The 16,770-nt window shown below is 69.2% G+C and carries 16 protein-coding genes; 9 read left to right on the plus strand and 7 right to left on the minus strand.

Translation table 11 applies throughout. From position 1 onward, the window contains the following. Entirely contained in the window at positions 1 to 519 is a 519-nt protein-coding gene (locus AC1DBE_RS03570) for a GtrA family protein (protein WP_476969615.1), read from the plus strand. On the opposite strand, the gene AC1DBE_RS03575 is transcribed toward AC1DBE_RS03570, so the two are convergent. The 6 genes from AC1DBE_RS03575 to AC1DBE_RS03600 all read right to left on the minus strand — a co-directional run bounded on the left by AC1DBE_RS03575 (position 516) and on the right by AC1DBE_RS03600 (position 7,010). Continuing rightward, positions 516 to 1,667, minus strand: a complete 1,152-nt coding sequence (locus tag AC1DBE_RS03575) for a cysteine desulfurase family protein (RefSeq protein WP_476969616.1) — start codon at positions 1,665 to 1,667, stop codon at positions 516 to 518. The genes AC1DBE_RS03570 and AC1DBE_RS03575 overlap by 4 nt on opposite strands. Positions 1,668 to 1,675: 8 nt before the next feature. Continuing rightward, positions 1,676 to 2,590 carry a carboxylating nicotinate-nucleotide diphosphorylase gene (gene nadC / locus AC1DBE_RS03580; protein ID WP_476969617.1) on the minus strand — a complete coding sequence of 305 codons (915 nt, stop codon included), beginning with the start codon at positions 2,588 to 2,590 and terminating at the stop codon, positions 1,676 to 1,678. After that, a complete protein-coding gene (locus AC1DBE_RS03585) occupies positions 2,587 to 4,371 on the minus strand; it encodes an L-aspartate oxidase (protein ID WP_476969618.1) in 1,785 nt (594 codons plus the stop codon). The genes nadC and AC1DBE_RS03585 overlap by 4 nt, the downstream gene beginning before the upstream one ends. Continuing rightward, positions 4,368 to 5,666 (minus strand): quinolinate synthase NadA, encoded by a 1,299-nt coding sequence (gene nadA, locus AC1DBE_RS03590; protein WP_476878020.1) that lies wholly within the window; start codon positions 5,664 to 5,666, stop codon positions 4,368 to 4,370. The genes AC1DBE_RS03585 and nadA overlap by 4 nt, the downstream gene beginning before the upstream one ends. After that, the gene (locus tag AC1DBE_RS03595) at positions 5,663 to 6,373 is read right to left on the minus strand and encodes an NUDIX hydrolase (RefSeq protein WP_476878034.1); all 711 of its coding nucleotides are present in this window, start codon (positions 6,371 to 6,373) and stop codon (positions 5,663 to 5,665) included. The genes nadA and AC1DBE_RS03595 overlap by 4 nt, the downstream gene beginning before the upstream one ends. A gap of 163 nt (positions 6,374 to 6,536) precedes the next feature. After that, entirely contained in the window at positions 6,537 to 7,010 is a 474-nt protein-coding gene (locus tag AC1DBE_RS03600; RefSeq protein ID WP_476878019.1) for an Lrp/AsnC family transcriptional regulator, read from the minus strand. Between the two features lie 172 nt (positions 7,011 to 7,182). Between AC1DBE_RS03600 and AC1DBE_RS03605 the strand changes: the two genes are divergently transcribed. The 5 genes from AC1DBE_RS03605 (at position 7,183) to AC1DBE_RS03625 (ending at position 11,943) form a co-directional block, all read left to right on the plus strand. After that, positions 7,183 to 8,559, plus strand: a complete 1,377-nt coding sequence (locus AC1DBE_RS03605; RefSeq protein ID WP_476878018.1) for an amino acid permease — start codon at positions 7,183 to 7,185, stop codon at positions 8,557 to 8,559. A 129-nt stretch (positions 8,560 to 8,688) separates the two neighbouring features. Then, positions 8,689 to 9,738: a thiamine pyrophosphate-dependent enzyme gene (locus AC1DBE_RS03610; protein WP_476969619.1), complete on the plus strand. Its 1,050-nt coding sequence runs from the start codon at positions 8,689 to 8,691 to the stop codon at positions 9,736 to 9,738. 67 nt (positions 9,739 to 9,805) lie between these two features. Further along, the gene (locus AC1DBE_RS03615) at positions 9,806 to 10,789 is read left to right on the plus strand and encodes an alpha-ketoacid dehydrogenase subunit beta (protein ID WP_476969672.1); all 984 of its coding nucleotides are present in this window, start codon (positions 9,806 to 9,808) and stop codon (positions 10,787 to 10,789) included. After that, a complete protein-coding gene (locus tag AC1DBE_RS03620; protein WP_476969620.1) occupies positions 10,782 to 11,111 on the plus strand; it encodes a biotin/lipoyl-containing protein in 330 nt (109 codons plus the stop codon). The genes AC1DBE_RS03615 and AC1DBE_RS03620 overlap by 8 nt, the downstream gene beginning before the upstream one ends. 4 nt (positions 11,112 to 11,115) lie before the next feature. Further along, positions 11,116 to 11,943, plus strand: a complete 828-nt coding sequence (locus tag AC1DBE_RS03625; RefSeq protein ID WP_476969621.1) for an alpha/beta fold hydrolase — start codon at positions 11,116 to 11,118, stop codon at positions 11,941 to 11,943. Positions 11,944 to 12,035: 92 nt separating this feature from the next. Here AC1DBE_RS03625 and AC1DBE_RS03630 read toward each other — a convergent pair whose 3' ends face one another. Continuing rightward, positions 12,036 to 13,370, minus strand: a complete 1,335-nt coding sequence (locus AC1DBE_RS03630) for an MFS transporter (RefSeq protein ID WP_476969622.1) — start codon at positions 13,368 to 13,370, stop codon at positions 12,036 to 12,038. A 377-nt stretch (positions 13,371 to 13,747) separates the two neighbouring features. Here AC1DBE_RS03630 and AC1DBE_RS03635 point away from each other — a divergent pair, with 377 nt between their 5' ends. From AC1DBE_RS03635 to AC1DBE_RS03645, 3 genes are all read left to right on the plus strand, one after another. Then, on the plus strand, positions 13,748 to 14,464 hold the full coding sequence (locus tag AC1DBE_RS03635; RefSeq protein WP_476878012.1) for an IclR family transcriptional regulator: 717 nt from the start codon (positions 13,748 to 13,750) through the stop codon (positions 14,462 to 14,464). Between the two features lie 94 nt (positions 14,465 to 14,558). Next, entirely contained in the window at positions 14,559 to 16,064 is a 1,506-nt protein-coding gene (locus AC1DBE_RS03640; RefSeq protein ID WP_476878011.1) for a fumarylacetoacetate hydrolase family protein, read from the plus strand. Then, positions 16,061 to 16,753, plus strand: coding sequence for a GntR family transcriptional regulator (locus AC1DBE_RS03645; protein WP_476878033.1), 693 nt, complete (start codon positions 16,061 to 16,063; stop codon positions 16,751 to 16,753). Before AC1DBE_RS03640 ends, AC1DBE_RS03645 begins: the two co-directional genes overlap by 4 nt. Positions 16,754 to 16,770: the final 17 nt, after the last annotated feature.

Genomic DNA, 16,770 nt, shown 5'->3' on the forward strand with positions numbered 1-16,770 from the left:
ATGGAGTCGCAGCTTCAACAGGCAGATCCGCCCCCGCAGTCCCCGCCCGGTGTGTCCGCGCCAGGTGTCCCGGCGTCGGGTGTTGCCACGCGCCGGCGGTACCGGGGCCTGCTTCGGTATCCCCTGGTCCGCCAGCTCCTGAGGTTCACCGGCGTCGGAGCTATCTGCACGCTCTGTTCACTGGCGCTGTATGCGTTCCTGCGGCCGTGGATCGGGCCGCAGCCGGCCAACGCCGCCGCGCTGATCATCACCTCGCTGCTGAACACGGCCCTGAACCGGCGCCTGACCTTCAAGATCACCGAGCGCCACCGGATGAAGCGCGATCACCTCAACGGGCTGATTGTCATCCTGGTGGCCCTGCTGATCACCGGCGGAAGCCTCGGCATCCTGCATTGGATCAACCCGGACGCCAGCGTGGCCGACGAGCTCTGGACCACCACGCTGTCCGGTTTCCTGGCCACGGCGGTACGGTTCACGATGCTGCGGCACTGGATCTTCCGCCGGGCCAGGCACCGCTAGCCGAGGGAGCGGATGCTGCCGACGGCGGTGCGCACCGCGGCCGCGGCATCGGACAGTTCGGCTTCCGTAATGCTGGAGTCGTAGCTGAAGCGAACGGCGGTCTGGGCCACCTCGGCGCTGACGCCCATCGCCAGCAGCACCGGCGAGGGCTCGTCGGCGCCCGCGGCGCAGGCCGAACCGCTGGAACAAATGACACCCTGCCGCTCAAGTTCCAGCAGCACCGATTCCCCGCTGGTCCCGGGGAAACAGAAGGACGCGACCGAGGGCAGCCGCTCCCCCGGATGCCCGGTGAGCACCGCCCCTGGCACCTCCGCCAGGATCGAACGGATAAAGCCGTCCCGCAGGTCCGCGACCCGCGCTGCGGCCTCCGGGCGGGACGCCCCGGCGAGGCGCAATGCGGTCGCCAGGGCCACCGCTCCAGCGACGTTTTCGGTCCCGGAGCGGCGTCCGCGTTCCTGCCCGCCGCCGTGGACCAGCGGCTCCAGCCGGGTCCGGCCGCGGACATACAACGCGCCGCAGCCCTTGGGGGCGCCGATCTTGTGGCCGGAAATACTCAGGGCATCAACGCCGAGTGCCCGTGTGTCGAGGGACAGCCAGCCCGCTCCCTGCACGGCGTCGGTGTGGAAGGGAATGCCACGTTCGCGGGCCATCGCCGCGAGCCGGGCCACGGGCTGGACCGTCCCCACCTCGTTATTGGCGTACATCACGCTGACCAGCGCCGTTTCGGGCCGGAGCGTTGCCGCGAGCGCCTCGTCGGTGACCTGCCCGTAGCGGTCCACGGGAATCACGTCCACCGCGAAACCGTGGACGCGTTCGAGGTAGCGTGCTGACTCTTCCACCGCGGGATGCTCGACGGCGCTGATCGCCACCCGGTCAAGTCGCGGATCCGCGCTCTGCCGGGCCAGTGCGATGCCCTTCACGGCGAGGTTGTCCGCCTCGGTGCCGCCGGAGGTGAAGATAACCTCGCCGGGGCGGCAACCGAGCGCTTCAGCTGTGGTGGCCCGGGCCGCGGCCAGCGCCGCGGCTGCCGTGTCACCCAGGGAATGGTGGCTCGAGGGGTTGCCGAAGTCGCCGCTGAGGTAGGGCCACATTGCCTCGAGCACCTCGCGGCGGACCGGTGTGGTGGCCGCGGCGTCCAGGAAGATCACGGCTTGCCTCAGCCGGCCGGTTCGAGTTCCACGTCGAGGCCAAGGTCCAGAGCGGTGACGCTGTGGGTGAGCGCCCCGACGGAGATGACGTCCACGCCGGTGGCTGCGATGCCGGCCACGGTGGCCAGGTTGACGTTGCCGCTGGCCTCCACCCGGGCCCGGCCGGCCACGAGCTTGACCCCGTCGGCGAGTTCGGCCAGCGAGAAGTTGTCCAGCATGATGGTGTCCACGCCGGCGGCCAGCACCGGCTCGATCTGGGCCATGCTGTCCACTTCCACTTCGAAGTGCGTGGTGTGCCCCAGCTGTTCCCTGGCACTGCGCAGGACGGCGGTGAGCTTCGCGGGGTCGCCGCCGGTGAGCACGGCCAAGTGGTTGTCCTTGGCCAGGACGGCGTCGGAGAGGCTGAACCGGTGGTTCGCGCCGCCACCGCAGCGCACGGCGTAGCGTTCCAGTACACGCAGCCCCGGGGTGGTCTTCCGGGTGTCGGTGATGCGGGCCCCGGTGCCTGCCGCCAGCGCCACGAATTCGGCTGTCCGGGTGGCGATAGCGCTCATCCGCTGCACCAGGTTCAGCGCCACCCGTTCGGCCAGGAGCACCCCGCGGGCGTTGCCGGTCACCCGCGCCAGGGCCGTGCCGGCGTCGAAGGCGGTGCCGTCCGGCACGAGTATATCGACGACGGCGGAGGGGTCAGCCAGCATCATGGCCGCGGCGAAGACGTCCCCGCCGCTGAAGACGCCGGGCACCCGGGCAGCCAGCACCGCGGTGGCACGGGCGTCGGCCGGGATCAGCGTCTGCGAGGTGATGTCCCCGTGCGGGGCGTCTTCCAGCAGGGCGGCGCGCAACACAGCATCGACGGCGGCCGCGGGAAGGCTTCCGGCGAGATCCGGGCGGGTCTGCGCCGGTGATTCCTGAAGGGTGGTCATAGCGAGATCCTTTGCATGAAGTGGGTCGGGCCGGGTGCCGGGTCCGTGTCGGCGCGATAGTGGGCGCCCAGGGAAACAGTCCGGGCCCCGGCCGCGCCTACCAGGAGCCGGGCGGCCAGGAGCAGGTTGCGGTCCTCGTGCTCCCGCGGGTCGACGGCGTCGGTCAGGGCCTCCGGCTGCACGACGGCGGCCCACCGGTCCAGCTGCTCCGCGGCGGCAGTGAGCCCGTCGCCACGGCGGAGCACCCCGGCGTGGGTGGTCATCAGCTGCCGAAGTGCCGCCCGCGAAAACTCCCCCGGACCGGGCCCGGGCTTCTCCCCAGCTTCGGAAACCGCCGGGGAGGTTCCTGCCCGGGAGGAGTCGCGCGACGATGCTGCGGAAGCGTGCGTCAAGTGGAGGCCGCCAGCGGCCGTGGGCCCACACGATCCGGGTTCCCTGGCCGAGCTTGCGAGGTTAGGGCGATCGTGGGGAGCACGCGGAGCAGTGCCGTCGCGCGGGGCTGCAACTCTGAGGAAATCCTCCACGGCCCGCCGCCCGAACACCAACCCCTCGAGCAGCGAGTTGCTGGCCAGCCGGTTGGCGCCCTGCGCACCGGTGCAGGCGGCCTCGCCGGCGGCGTAGAGCCCGGGCACGGTGGTGCGCCCGTGCAGGTCCGTGGCCACGCCGCCCATCCAGTAGTGTGCCGCCGGAGAGACGGGCAACGGCTCGGTGGTCCAGTCGTAACCGGTGGCGCGGGTGGCTGCGGTGATGGTGGGAAAGCGCCCGGCCAGGAACCCGGTGCCGCGGCTGGCTTCGACGCCCCGGGCGTCCAGGTACACCGGGGTGTCGGCCGGCAGTCCTGCGGCGGCCAGGTGCAGCGCGATGCTGCGGGAGACGACGTCGCGCGGTGCCAGTTCAGCGTCGGGGTGGTAATCCGGCATAAAGCGGTAGCCTGCCGGATCCAGCAGGACGGCACCCTCTCCCCGCACCGCTTCGGAGATCAGCAGTGCGGGCGGGCCGCCGGGGACTTCTGCCGCGGCGAGGGTGGTGGGGTGGAACTGGAAGAACTCAAGGTCCCGGACGGCCGCACCCGCGCGCCAGGCCAGGGCCAGGCCGTCGGCGGTGGCAACGGCGGGGTTGCTGGTCCTGGCGAAGAGCCGGCCCGCGCCGCCGGTGGCGAGCAGGACGGCGTCGGCGTCGAGCTGTTTCGGCCGCCCGCCGGCGAGGTAGGCGACGCCGGTGACTGATCCGGCCTGGTCCCCGGTTCCCGGGTCACCGGTCAGCAGCCCGGTGACGAAGGCACCGGTCTCGACGCGGAGCAGGCCTTGGACGGCGCGGTCGAGGACCGCAGCCACCAGCCCGCGGGCTATCCGGGCTCCCGTGGCGTCACCGCCGGCGTGCAGGATACGGGCGGCCGAATGTGCCGCCTCAAGGCCCAGCGCCGGTCCGCCGTCGTCCCGGACGTCGAAGTCCACGCCAAAACGGCGCAGCCCGGCGATGTCCCGCACGGCTTCCGTGCACAGGATCCGGACGGCCTCGGGATCGTTGTGCCCGGCCCCTGCGGCGAGTGTGTCGGCGATGTGCGCCGCCACGGAGTCTCCCGGCGCGGCCTCCCCCGGTGACAGCACGGCGGCCACGCCGCCCTGGGCGTAGAAGGTGTTGCTGTCCTCAAGCGTGCCCTTGGTCAGGAGTACCACCTCGGCGGCCGGAGCCCCGCCGGGACCCCCGGCCGGCTCGGAGGCCAGGAGCGCGGCGTACAGTCCGGCGATTCCGGAACCGACAACCACCAGCCGCCTGGTCACGGCCGCGCCGCCAGCATCCGCTCGAGGGCAACCCGGGCGGGGGCGGCGACGCCGTCCGCCACCGTGATGCGGTTGACCACCTCACCGCGCACCAGGGCTTCCAGGACCCAGGCGAGGTAGCCGGGGTGGATCCGGTACATGGTGGAGCAGGGGCAGATCACCGGGTCCAGGCAGAAGATGGTGTGCTGCGGATACTCGGCGGCCAGCCTGTTGACCAGGTTGATCTCCGTGCCCACGGCGAACACGGTGGGCTCGGTGGCGGCGGCGATGGCCTTGCGGATGAAGTCGGTGGAACCTGCGGAGTCGGCTGCGTCGACCACCTCCATGGGGCACTCCGGGTGGACGATGACCTGCACGCCCGGGAAGTCGGCGCGGGCCTTCTCGATCTGGGCCACGTTGAAGCGCTTGTGCACCGAGCAGAAGCCGTGCCAGAGGATGACCCGGGAGTCTTCAAGGTCCTGCACGGTATTGCCGCCGAGGTCTTCGCGCGGATTCCACATGGGCATCTGTTCCAGCGGCACGCCCATGGCCTTGGCGGTATTGCGGCCCAGGTGCTGGTCGGGGAAGAACAGCACCCGCTGGCCCCGTTCGAACGCCCATTCCAGCACCGTGGCCGCGTTGGACGAGGTGCAGACAATCCCGCCGTGCTCGCCGCAGAAACCCTTCAGCGCGGCCGATGAGTTCATGTAGGTGACCGGGATGACCGGAACCCGGCCGTCGGCGTCGGGCTCGGTGCCGAACAGTTCCTCGAGCTGTTCCCAGCATTCGGTGACCGAGTCGATGTCAGCCATGTCGGCCATGGAGCAGCCGGCGGCGAGATTGGGCAGGATGACGGCCTGGTCCGGGGCCGAGAGGATGTCCGCCGTTTCGGCCATAAAGTGCACGCCGCAGAAGATGATGGCCTCCGCGTCCGGCCGGGTCAGGGCGGCGTTGGCAAGCTGGAAGGAGTCGCCCACGAAGTCGGCGTATTCGACCACTTCGTCGCGCTGGTAGAAGTGGCCCAGGATGACGGCGCGGTCCCCCAGCTCAGCCTTGGCGGCCCGGATCCGGGCGTCGAGTTCGGCGTCGCCGGCAAGCCGGTATTCCTCCGGGAGCTGGCCCTGCCGGGGGGTCGAGGGCGGAGCGACGTCGGCCACGGAGGCGCCCGGGCCGTAGGCGGGCACGCCGGCCAGGGCTTCAGCCAGGTCGAAGTCCCAGGGGCCGCGGGCCAGGGCCGGGCTGCAGGTGGAGCCCGGCGTGCTGCGTTCGGCCTGGTCGCGGGTGATCAGCTGGATCGCCGTGTTGACGCTGCTCATGGTGTGCTCCTGTTGTCTGGGTCAAGGCCGGGGCGGCCGGTAAAGCGGTAAAGACGGGGAGGCCGGTGTTTGCCGCCCTGCAGGTATTCGTCGGTTTCTTCGATCTCCGGTGTGGCCTTGATCTGGCGGCGGAAGTTGGCCGGATCCAGTTCGCGGTCCAGGACGGCTTCGTAGACTTCGCGGACCTGACCGAGGGTGAAGTATTCGCCGAGCAGGTGGTAGGCGATGGAGCCGTAGGCCATCTTGTTGCGGAGCCGCCACAGGGCGTAGTCGACGATGGTGTTGTGGTCGAACGCCAGCTCGCCGAGGCGGTCTGCCCGGAACCAGCGGACGTTTTCGGATTCGTCGGCGAGGGCGGCCTCCGTGGGCTGGACGAGCGCCCAGTAGACGATCGACACCACCCGCTGCGAGGGTGAGCGGTGCAGGCCGCCAAACGCATAGAGCTGCTCAAGGTAATTGGGGGCAAGCCCGGTGGTCTCACGCAGGTTGCGGGACGCGGCGTCCTGCAACGATTCCGAATGGGTCAGCGGTCCGCCGGGCAGCGCCCAGAGCCCTTTGAACGGTTCCCTGATTCTGCGCACCAGGGGGATCCACAGGGTGGGGCGGCCGGAGCGCTCGCTGGGCCGCAGGGCGAAAATCACCGTGGAGATGGCCAGCGACGGCGGCGCGAGCTGGCGCTCGGAGACGTTGGCTGGAGAGGTGTAGATGGAGATCGACCCCCGCGTTCCGGGGCCCGGGCCGTGGTGGGAACGGCTGCCCGGACGGTTCCGGCCTGACCGCCGGAGTAGTTATAGTCACTTTGACTAGAACTAATTCTACGACGGCGCCGGCGCGGCACCAAATATTGCGGAGAGCCGGTTCCGGCGGGAACTACTGACCGCGGGCAGCGGCCTCGAGCAGCGGCAGCGTCCGGCCCTCGAAATGGGTATTGAGGACGATCACCGAGGACGAGCGCAACACCGTACGGGTCGCGATCATGGCGTCCAGAACCCGCTGCAGGTCCGGGTTGGAGCGCGCCGCGATCCGCGCCATCAGGTCCGAGCTGCCGGAGACGGTGTGGATTTCAATGAGTTCGGGGATCCGCGCCAGGGCCTCCACGACGGCATCATGCCCAAGGTCCTGGTTGATGGTCAGGGAGCAGAAGGCCACCACCGGATATCCGAAGTGCGCCGGGTCCGGCTGCGGGACCCAGGCGCCAATGACGCCGCTGTCCTGCATCCTGTCCAGGCGCGACTGCACGGTGGCGCGGGCAACCTTGAGCACCCGGGACGCCTCCAGGACCGAGGCCCGGGGCGAGTCCGTGAAGAACCGGACAATTTTCGCGTCCAGCGGGTCAACATTCATATCCGGGTCCTTGCCTGCGGGAATCAACAGCACAAATCGTCACGATTCGGGCCGGTTTATCAACAAACTGCAACCATGCTCTCACGCGCGCGGTCCGGAAACACGCCCCGGGGACGGTAAATTCAAATGGTCCCAAAAGGACAACTCCATCACCGTAAGAAGGTTCGCAAGCATGACAATGAAGTCCACCGCGGAGCGCCCGGCCCCCACACTCGGCCACAGCATGAAGCCCCGCCAGCTCACCATGATGGGACTCGGCAGCGCCATCGGCGCCGGCCTGTTCCTCGGATCCGGGGCCGGAATCCAGGCCGCCGGTCCGGCCGTCCTGATCTCCTACCTCGTCGCGGGAACACTGATCATCCTGGTCATGTGGGCCCTGGGCGAGATGGCCGCCGCCAACCCCAACAGCGGCGCGTTTTCCGTCTACGCCGAAAAGGCCATGGGAAAAACGGCCGGTGCCACCGTGGGCTGGCTCTGGTGGCTCCAGCTTGTGGTGGTCATCGCCGCCGAGGCCCTCGGTGCGGCCGGCCTCCTGTTCACTGTATGGCCCGCCATTCCGGTTTGGGGACTCGCCCTGGTCTTTATGGCGGTGTTCACGGCCATCAACCTCGCCGGCGTGAAGAACTTCGGCGAATTCGAATTCTGGTTCGCCATCCTCAAGGTGGCCGCCATCCTGGTGTTCCTGGCCATCGGCGCCGCCCTCCTCTTCGGCTGGCTGCCGGACGTGGCCAGCCCCGGACTGGGTAACATCACCACCAACTTCGCCCCCGCCGGCCTGGGCGGCATTGCGACGGCCCTGTTCGTGGTGATTTTCGCCTTCGGCGGCACGGAAATCGTCAGTGTGGCCGCGGCCGAGACGGAGAACCCGGCCCGCAGCGTGGGCCACGCAATCCGCACGGTGGTCTGGCGGATCCTGGTGTTCTACATCGGCTCCGTCTTTGTCATCGCGGCCGTCCTGCCCACCACCTCGGCCGCCCTGAAGTCGCCGTTCGCCGGCGTCCTGGACCTGGCACGCATCCCCGGCGCCGGAACGGCCATCACCCTGGTAGCCGTCGTCGCGCTGCTCTCCGCGCTGAACGCCAACCTCTACGGTGCCTCCCGGATGGCCTACTCGCTTTCCGAGCGCGGCGAGGCACCGCGGTTCCTGTCCCGGCTGAACAAGGCGCGCGTGCCGGTCATTGCCGTCAGCATTTCCGTGGCGTTCGGGTTCCTGGCCGCGGTCCTGGAACTGCTGTTCCCGGACCGGGTCCTGCCCGCCCTCTTCCAGCTGGTGGGCTCCACCTGCCTGGTGGTCTGGGGCTCTGCGCTGGTTTCGCAGCTGATCCTGCGGCGCCGGGCGGACCGGGAAGGCACGGAACTGCCCCTGCGGATGAAGGGCTTCCCCGGCCTGACCATCTTCGGGCTGGTCCTCCTCGCCCTGATCTTCGCCGTCGGCTTCAGCAGCCCGGAGAGCAGCAGGCAGCTCTTCAGCACCATCGCCCTGATCGCCGGGATCGCGGCCGCCTGCTGGATCGGCGCCCGCGTCGCGAGGACCCGCACCTCCGACTAGTCCCCGGGTATCCGCCGTAGTAAACAAATTGCTATGCGCGATACCGCCGGGCTGGGCAGGTTTGTGCAGAATGGTCAATACATCCTGAGCTGATTGCCCAGCCCGGCGTCCGTGACTAGGGTCACAGGCATGGACACTCTCCCCCTCGCGGTTCCCGGCGACGACGCCGGGCCGCTTAGCCCCGCCCAGCTCCGCGAGCTGTATTCGCTGATGGTCGCCGTCCGGCACCTCGACACCTCGGCCATCGCCTGGCAGCGGCAGGGCATCATCCCCGGCTACGCCCCGGAACTCGGCCAGGAGGCGGCCCAGGTGGGCAGCGGCTACGTTGTGGATACCGCCCGCGACTTCGTCTTCCCGACCTACCGCGAGATGGGCGTCGCCCGCACCATGGGCGTGGACATGGTGGGGTACATGTCCACCCATAAGGCCACCTGGCACGGGGGCCTCTACGATCCGATGGAATCCCGGCTGGCCCCGATCCAGGCCGTCGTCGCCGGGTCCGTGCTGCACGCCGTCGGCTGGGCCCACGGCCAGACCCTTTCCGCTACCGCCGACGGCACCACCGGCGTTGCGCTGACCTACTTCGGCGACGGCGCATCCTCGCAGGGTGATGTCCACGAGGCGATGAACTTCGCCGCAGTGATGAAGGCCCCGGTGGTCTTCTTCGTCCAGAACAACGGCTGGGCCATCTCTGTCCCCACCGAGCGCCAGGTGGCCGGCGGCTCGGTCGCCGCACGCGCCGCCGGCTATGGCATCCCGGCCCTGCAGATTGACGGGAACGACGTCGTCGCCGTCGTCGAGGCCACCCGCCGCGCCTTCGCGCACGCCCGGTCCGGGAACGGCCCGGTGCTCATTGAGGCGATGACGTACCGCCGCGGCCCGCACTCCACCTCCGATGACCCCGGCCGCTACCGGTCCCTCGATGAGGAACGGACCGGCGCCGGCGAGGACCCGCTGGCCCGCCTCAAGCAGCGGCTGCTGGCAGACGGCCTCGCCGATGAGGCGTTTTTCGAGTCGGCCCTGGCCGCCGCCAAGGCCGAAGAGGAACAGATCCGGGCCGGCATCCAGGCCCTGGGCTCCCGCCCCGGCGCCGAGATGTTCGACCTTGTCTTCCAGGAAACCACCCCTGCCCTGCAGGCCCAGGCCGCCAACTGGCGCGAGGAGTCCGAACATGTCTAACTCGATGCTTGAAAGCCCGCGCGCGGCCGGCGGCACCAGCGCCGGCACCCCGGCGCCCGGCACCGTGATGTCCATGCAGCAGGCGCTGAACCGGGCCCTGGACGAGGTCCTGGCCGAGAACCCGAAGGCCGTCATCTTCGGCGAGGACTGCGGCCAGCTGGGCGGCGTCTTCCGGATCACCGACGGCCTGCAGGCCAAACACGGTGCGGAGCGGGTCTTCGACACACCGCTGGCCGAGTCCGGCATCCTCGGCATGTCCGTCGGCCTGGCCATGGCGGGCTTCCACCCCATCCCCGAGGTCCAGTTCGACGGCTTCGCCTATCCGGCCGTCAACCAGATTGTCTGCCAGATTGCCAGAATGAACTACCGCAGCCGCGGGACCCTGCCGATGCCGATCACCCTGCGGGTCCCCAGCTTCGGCGGCATCCGCGCCCCCGAACACCACGGCGAGAGCCTCGAGGCGCTCTTCGCCCACGCACCCGGGCTCAAGGTGGTCTCGCCGTCGAACCCGCACGATGCCTACCACCTGCTCAAGTACGCCGCCACGCGCCCGGACCCGGTGATCTTTATGGAACCGAAGTCCCGCTACTGGCAAAAAGGCGAGGTGGACCTGGCCCAGGGTGACGCCGACGGCGGAGCTCCGACCGGCGCCAAGGTCATGCGGGAGGGCCGGCACCTGACCCTGGTGGCCTGGGGCGCCATGGTGGCCCGCTGCCTGCAGGTGGCGGAGCTGGCTGCTGAGGACGGCATCGACGTCGAGGTCCTGGACCTGCGCTGGCTCAAGCCGATCGACGCCGCGGCCCTGGCCGCCTCCGTGGGCAAGACGCGCCGCGCCGTCGTCGTCCATGAGGCGCCGCTGACCTCCGGCCTGGGCGCCGAGGTAGCGCAGCTGATCACCCAAAGCTGCTTTGACACCCTTAAGGCGCCCGTGGAGCGTGTGACCGGCTTCGACGTGCCCTACCCCTCGGGTGACCTCGAGGACGAATACATCCCGAACATTGACCGGATCCTCTTCGGCATCCAGCGAGTATTGGAGTACAAACGTGGCTGAAATTTCCTTTCCGTTGCCTGACCTCGGCGAGGGCCTGATCGAGGCGACCGTGCTCGAATGGCTCGTCTCGCCCGGGGACCAGGTGGAGCGGAACCAGCCGCTGGTGGAGGTCGARACCACCAAGTCCGCCGTCGAATTGCCSAGCCCGCAGGCGGGTAAGGTAGTGCGTATTCACGGCGAACCGGGTGAGAAAATCAACGTTGGCGAGCCGCTGATCGTGTTCGAGGTGCCGGACAACACGGCCGGCATCGTGGGCACGGTACCGAAGGAAGAGGCACCGAAGCGCCGGGTCCGCCTGAGCGCCGTACTTGATGAGGACTGACACCATGAGCGGCAGGCACACCGGCGAACAGCATTCGCACACCGTTGAGGGCACCGACCCGCAGCTGTTTGTGGCGGTGCACGACCCCAAGGACGACGCCGGGCTCCGGCCGGTCCTGCTGCTGCACGGCTTCTCCTCCTCCGCCAAGCTCAACTGGGAGGACACAGGCTGGATCGGCGCACTGACCGAGGCCGGCCGGCGTGTCATCACGGTAGACCTGCCCGGCCACGGCCGCAGCGGCGCCCCTGAGGACCGCGATTCCTACTCCCCCAGCCGGATCCGCGCGGACCTCCTGCAGATTGCGTTCGACGCCGGCGCCCGCCCGCTGCGTGATGGGGACCCCGCCAGCGGCCTGGACGTCATCGGCTACTCCCTGGGATCGCGGCTGGCGTGGGAATTCGGCGCCACTCAGCATGAGCTGGTCCACCGGCTGGTCCTGGGCGGCCCCAACGTCGCCGACCCGCTGGCCGAGTTCGACCTGGTCGCGGCGCAGCACTACCTGGCCGACGGAACGCCGATCGCCGATGAATCCACCGCCGGGCTCCTGAAGATGGCCCAGCTGCTGCCGAGCAACAACATCTTCGCGCTGCTCTCGCTGGTCGAGGCGATCAAGGACGAACCGTTCGACCCGGCCGAGGCGGTTCCGCCGATGCCGATGCTGCTGGTGGCCGGCGAGAAGGACGAGCGGGCCGCATCGATGCCGGAACTGGCCGCCCTGGGCGCGAAAGCCGGAGCGATGGTGGAACAGCTCATCCTCCCCGCCCGGAACCACACCAACGCAGTGACCAGCAGGGCCTTCAAGCAGGGAGCCATCAGCTTCCTGGGCGTCTAGTTCATCAGCGTTAAAGCACCGCGGGGCCACGGGCGGCCCATCCGAAATTCCGGATGGGCGGCACGTGGCCCCGCGTTTGTGGGCTGTCCGGGCTAGTGGTGGCTGCTGACGCCCAAGGGGCGCCCGCGGGTCTCCTTGGCCAGGACGACGCCGACGGCCGAAATGACGCAGAGGATCATGATGTAGATGCCGATGGAACCGGTCCAGTGCGTGCCCTGCAGCAGGGCCTCGGCGATGGTGGCCGCGAAGGCCCCGCCGAGGATGGCGCCGAAAGCGTAGCCGATGGAGATGCCCGAGTAACGGACGTTCGCCGGGAACATCTCGGCATACATGGCGGACATGGGGCCGTAGGACAGGCCGAGCCCGATGGTCAGTACGAACAGCGCGACGCCATAGAGCACAATTTCCTTGGTGTCGATCAGGGCGAACATCGGGATCATCCAGGCGAAGACGATTCCGTAGCCGATCAGGAAGGTCTTGACCCGGCCGATCCGGTCCGAAAGCCAGCCGCCCACCAGGGTGAAGATGAGCCAGCCGAACGACGCCAGCGTGGTGGCCAGCAGGATCTGCGGGGTGGGCATCTTCAGCGACTTGGTGGCGTAGGAGATGAAGAACGCGATCAGCAGGTAGCCGGCGGCGTTGTTGCCGATGAAGATCATCGTGGAGTACAGCACGGCCTTCTTGTGCTTGCGGATAAGTTCGCCGAGCGGGGCCTTGCTTTCTTCCTTGCGGTCCTGCATCTCCTTGAAGACCGGGCTCTCGGCCACGGCTCGGCGGATCAGGTAGCCGACGACGATCAGCACGATGGAGAGCAGGAACGGCACCCGCCAGCCCCACGCGGCGAAGTCTTCCTTGGACATGCCGGTGTTGAGGAAGTACAGCAGGCCGGTGGCGAGGATCATGCCGACGGGGACGCCGATCTGCGGGTACGCGCCGAAGAGGCCGCGCTTGCCCAGCGGGGCGTGTTCGACGGCCATCAGGGCAGCTCCGCCCCATTCGCCGCCCGCGGAGAAGCCCTGGATGATGCGCAGGGTGATCAGCAGGATCGGCGCCCAGACGCCGATCTGGCCGTAGGTGGGCAGCATGCCGATCAGGGCAGTGGCGGCACCCATCATGACCAGGGTGAAGACCAGCATCGCTTTGCGGCCCAGCCGGTCGCCGAGGTGGCCTGCGATGATGGCGCCGAGCGGCCGGAACAGGAAACTGATACCGATCAGGGCGAAGGACAGGATCTGTGCCAGGCCGGGATTGGATGAGTTCAGCGGAGCGAGGAAGAGCGGTGAGAGCAGCGTTGCTGTCAGTTGGGCGAAGATGAAGAAGTCGTACCACTCGATGGTGGTACCGACCAGCGTCCCGGCGAGGACCTTGCGCTCCTCATGTTTGCTGCTGGGGCCCGTCGCTGAATCGACGGTTGAAGTTGCGGTCATTGGAACTCCGTTGCTGGGGGCAGAGGTACTGCCCGGGTGGGTGCGTTGTGACTTGGTGAGTGCCTCTTGAATTACTGATCGAACGGTCAGTTGGTATCCGCGATACTACCCTGAAGCGTGTGGTAAATCACACATCCCGGCGGAAACACTCCGCTGTGTGCCGAAAATGACGCCGACCCGCGCCGTCGGACGCCCGGACGCAGCGCTGGCACCCGACCACCCGTCGCGGCGGCGGCGTGTTTCCCGTGCGCTACCTGTGCGTTCTATAATTGAACAGACAGTTCGTATATGGAACGCTACGTGAGAGTGACCCCGAGCACAAGGGTCCACCGTCGGGCTGCTGCCCGGCCGCCCGCTCCCCGCCTAGGATGGACAGCATGACCCCGAACGCCGGCAGCGCCCAGGCCTCACCGTCCCAGACGCTCTCCCGCGGCATCCGGGCCCTGGAAATCCTGGCTGATGCCGCGGAGCCGCTCACCATTGCCGAACTCGCCGATGCCCTTGGCGTTCACCGGTCGGTCGCGTACCGCATCCTGCGCACCCTCGAGGACCACTCGCTGCTGGTCCGCGACGACGGCGGCCGGGTCCAGCCTGGCCCCGGACTCGCAGTCCTGGCCCGCGGGGTGGCGCGCAGCCTGCAGACCGCGGCCCTGCCAGAACTTACGCAGCTGGCCAACGCCCTCACCATGAGCGCCTTTGTGGCCGTCTGGGACCGGGAGGACTGCGTCACCCTCGTGACGGTCGACCCCCGCCACACGGGTCCTGCCGTCGTGCAGCACCCCGGATCCCGGCACCCGATCAACGCCGGGGCCCCCGGCATCGCGATCCAGTCGGCCCTCACCGAGCCCGAGTGGCACCGCCTCGCCCCGGGGGTCCCCTACCGCTCCGAGGCGACCGAAGCCCGCCGGCGGGGCTATGCCGCCAGCCACGATGAAGTGATCCCCGGCGTTTCCTCCCTAGCGGTGCCGATCCAGGTTCCCGGCGGCCGGCCCGCGGCGCTGGCGGTTGTCTACATCCGCGCCGCGCAGGATCCCGACGAGGTGGCCGCCGCCCTGACCGCGAGCGCCGCGCGCATCGAAGCCCAGCTGGGCTGAACGCCCCGGCCGCAGAGGTGGCTTCCTTGACAACCGGCTCCCGCTCAGGCAGTTTTGTATCGTATACGATTTCATACTCAATGAGGAGGATGCGATGGAGCAGCTGTCGCAGGACGGCCTGGCCGCCGCCGGCAAGGTCATCGCGGTGCACATCAACTACCCCAGCCGTGCCGCCCAGCGCGGCCGCACCCCGGACCAGCCGTCCTACTTTCTCAAGCCCTCTTCCTCGCTCAGCCTGACCGGCGGCGTCGTCGAACGTCCCGCCGGCTGCGAATTGCTCGCCTTCGAGGGTGAAGTGGCCCTGGTGATCGGCACCCGGGCCCGCCGTGTCGCCCCCGACGAGGCGTGGCAGTACGTTGGCCACGTGACCGCGTCGAACGATCTCGGCGTCTACGACCTCCGCTACGCGGACAAAGGCTCCAACCTCCGCTCCAAGGGCGGCGACGGCTTTACCCCGGTGGGCCCGGGACTCCTCCCGGCGGCCGGCCTGGACCCCGCCGGCCTGCGGATCCGCACCTGGCTCAACGGCGAGCTGGTCCAGGAGGACTCCACCGGCACCCTGCTGTTCCCCTTCAGCCAGCTGGTGGCGGACCTCTCCCAGCTCCTCACCCTGGAACCGGGCGACATCATCCTGACCGGCACACCCGCCGGCGCCTCGGTCGCGCAGCCCGGCGACGTGATGGAAGTGGAGGTGGACGCCCCCGCGTCCGGGCTCAGCACGGGCCGGCTGACCACGACGGCGGCCCAGGGGACGGTGCCGCTGGCCGGCTACGGGGCCCAGCCGCGCAGCGACGAAGCCCAGCGGGCCGAGGCTTACGGCACCCCGGCGGCCCAGCCCGCGCCCGCCGCCGAGGCATCCGCGCCCGCCGCCGAGAGCGCACCCGCCGGGGCACTCTCACCCGAGCTGAAGGCCAAGCTGGAATCCGTTGCGACCGCCACCCTGAGCTCGCAGCTCCGTAAGCGCGGGCTGAACAATGTGAGCATCGATGGTTTGCACTCCACCCGGCCGGACCGCACGGTCGTCGGGGTGGCCAGGACCCTCCGGTATGTGCCCAACCGCGAGGACCTCTTCAAGACCCACGGCGGGGGCTTCAACGCCCAGAAGCGGGCCATTGATTCGCTCCGGGAGGGCGAGATCCTGGTGATGGAGGCCCGCGGGGAGAAGGGCACCGGCACTGTCGGGGACATCCTGGCCCTGCGCGCCCAGGTCAACGGCGCCGTGGCCGTCATCACCGACGGCGGCGTCCGCGACGTTACCGCCGTCGGCGCCCTGGACATGCCCACCTTCTTTGCAAACGCCCACCCGGCCGTCCTGGGCCGGCGCCATATCCCGTGGGACGTGGACCTGACCATCTCCTGCGGCGGGGCCACCGTGCAGCCCGGGGACATCATCGTGGGCGACGCCGACGGCATCCTCGTGATCCCGCCGGCGATCGCCGGGGAAGTGGCCGACGACGCCATCATCCAGGAGGCCGAGGAGTCCTTCATCGCCCACATGGTTGCCGCCGGGCACAGCGTGGACGGGCTCTACCCGATGAACGCCCAGTGGCGGGAAAAGTACCGGGAGTGGTCCGCGGACAACGGGCAGCCGACGCCATGACCAGCGCCGCCTCCACAGCCAGCGCAGCGTCCCCAACTGGCGCGGGCAGCAAGTCCGAGCAGGCCTATGCCGCGGTCAAGGCCGGCATCCTCAGCGGCGAGTACTCCCCCGGCTACCGCCTGGTGCTGGGCAAAATAGCCGAGGACCTGGGCTTCAGCGTGGTGCCCGTCCGGGAGGCCATCCGGCGGCTTGAAGCCGAAAACCTGGTGGTCTTCGAACGCAACGTCGGCGCCACGGTGGCCGGTATCGATCCCACCGAATACCTCTACACCATGCAGACGCTGGGGATTGTGGAGGGCGCCGCAACCGCCTTGTCGGCACCGCTGATATCCGCAGCCGACATCGCCCGCGCCCGTGCCGTAAACGAGCTCATGCGCGACTGCCTGGCGGATTTCGACCCCGTCCGCTTCACAAGCCTGAACCGTGACTTCCACGGGGTGCTGTTCGAACACTGCCCCAATCCGCACATCCTGGACCTGGTGCACCGCGGCTGGAACCGGCTGCAGGCGCTGCGGTCCTCCACCTTCAGCTACGTGCCCGGCCGCGCCCGCCAGTCGGTGGAAGAACATGAGGCACTGCTGCGGCTGCTGGAAGCGGGCGCACCGGCGGACGACGTCGAACGCGCCGCCAGGGCGCACCGCGCCGCCACCCTCGACGCATATCTCGCCCACCGGGCCACCGCACACTGAACCCCGGCGGGCCGTTA

Source organism: Arthrobacter sp. 10T416, assembly GCF_056394165.1.

Excerpts from the sequence above, each read along its gene's own strand:
- AC1DBE_RS03570 (WP_476969615.1), top strand. The coding sequence starts at position 1 with ATGGAGTCGCAGCTTCAACAGGCAGATCCGCCCCCGCAGTCCCCGCCC.
- nadC (WP_476969617.1), bottom strand. The coding sequence starts at position 2,590 with ATGACCACCCTTCAGGAATCACCGGCGCAGACCCGCCCGGATCTCGCC.
- nadA (WP_476878020.1), bottom strand. The coding sequence starts at position 5,666 with ATGAGCAGCGTCAACACGGCGATCCAGCTGATCACCCGCGACCAGGCC.
- AC1DBE_RS03600 (WP_476878019.1), bottom strand. The coding sequence starts at position 7,010 with ATGAATGTTGACCCGCTGGACGCGAAAATTGTCCGGTTCTTCACGGAC.
- AC1DBE_RS03605 (WP_476878018.1), top strand. The coding sequence starts at position 7,183 with ATGACAATGAAGTCCACCGCGGAGCGCCCGGCCCCCACACTCGGCCAC.
- AC1DBE_RS03610 (WP_476969619.1), top strand. The coding sequence starts at position 8,689 with ATGGACACTCTCCCCCTCGCGGTTCCCGGCGACGACGCCGGGCCGCTT.
- AC1DBE_RS03615 (WP_476969672.1), top strand. The coding sequence starts at position 9,806 with ATGTCCATGCAGCAGGCGCTGAACCGGGCCCTGGACGAGGTCCTGGCC.
- AC1DBE_RS03625 (WP_476969621.1), top strand. The coding sequence starts at position 11,116 with ATGAGCGGCAGGCACACCGGCGAACAGCATTCGCACACCGTTGAGGGC.
- AC1DBE_RS03630 (WP_476969622.1), bottom strand. The coding sequence starts at position 13,370 with ATGACCGCAACTTCAACCGTCGATTCAGCGACGGGCCCCAGCAGCAAA.
- AC1DBE_RS03635 (WP_476878012.1), top strand. The coding sequence starts at position 13,748 with ATGACCCCGAACGCCGGCAGCGCCCAGGCCTCACCGTCCCAGACGCTC.
- AC1DBE_RS03640 (WP_476878011.1), top strand. The coding sequence starts at position 14,559 with ATGGAGCAGCTGTCGCAGGACGGCCTGGCCGCCGCCGGCAAGGTCATC.
- AC1DBE_RS03645 (WP_476878033.1), top strand. The coding sequence starts at position 16,061 with ATGACCAGCGCCGCCTCCACAGCCAGCGCAGCGTCCCCAACTGGCGCG.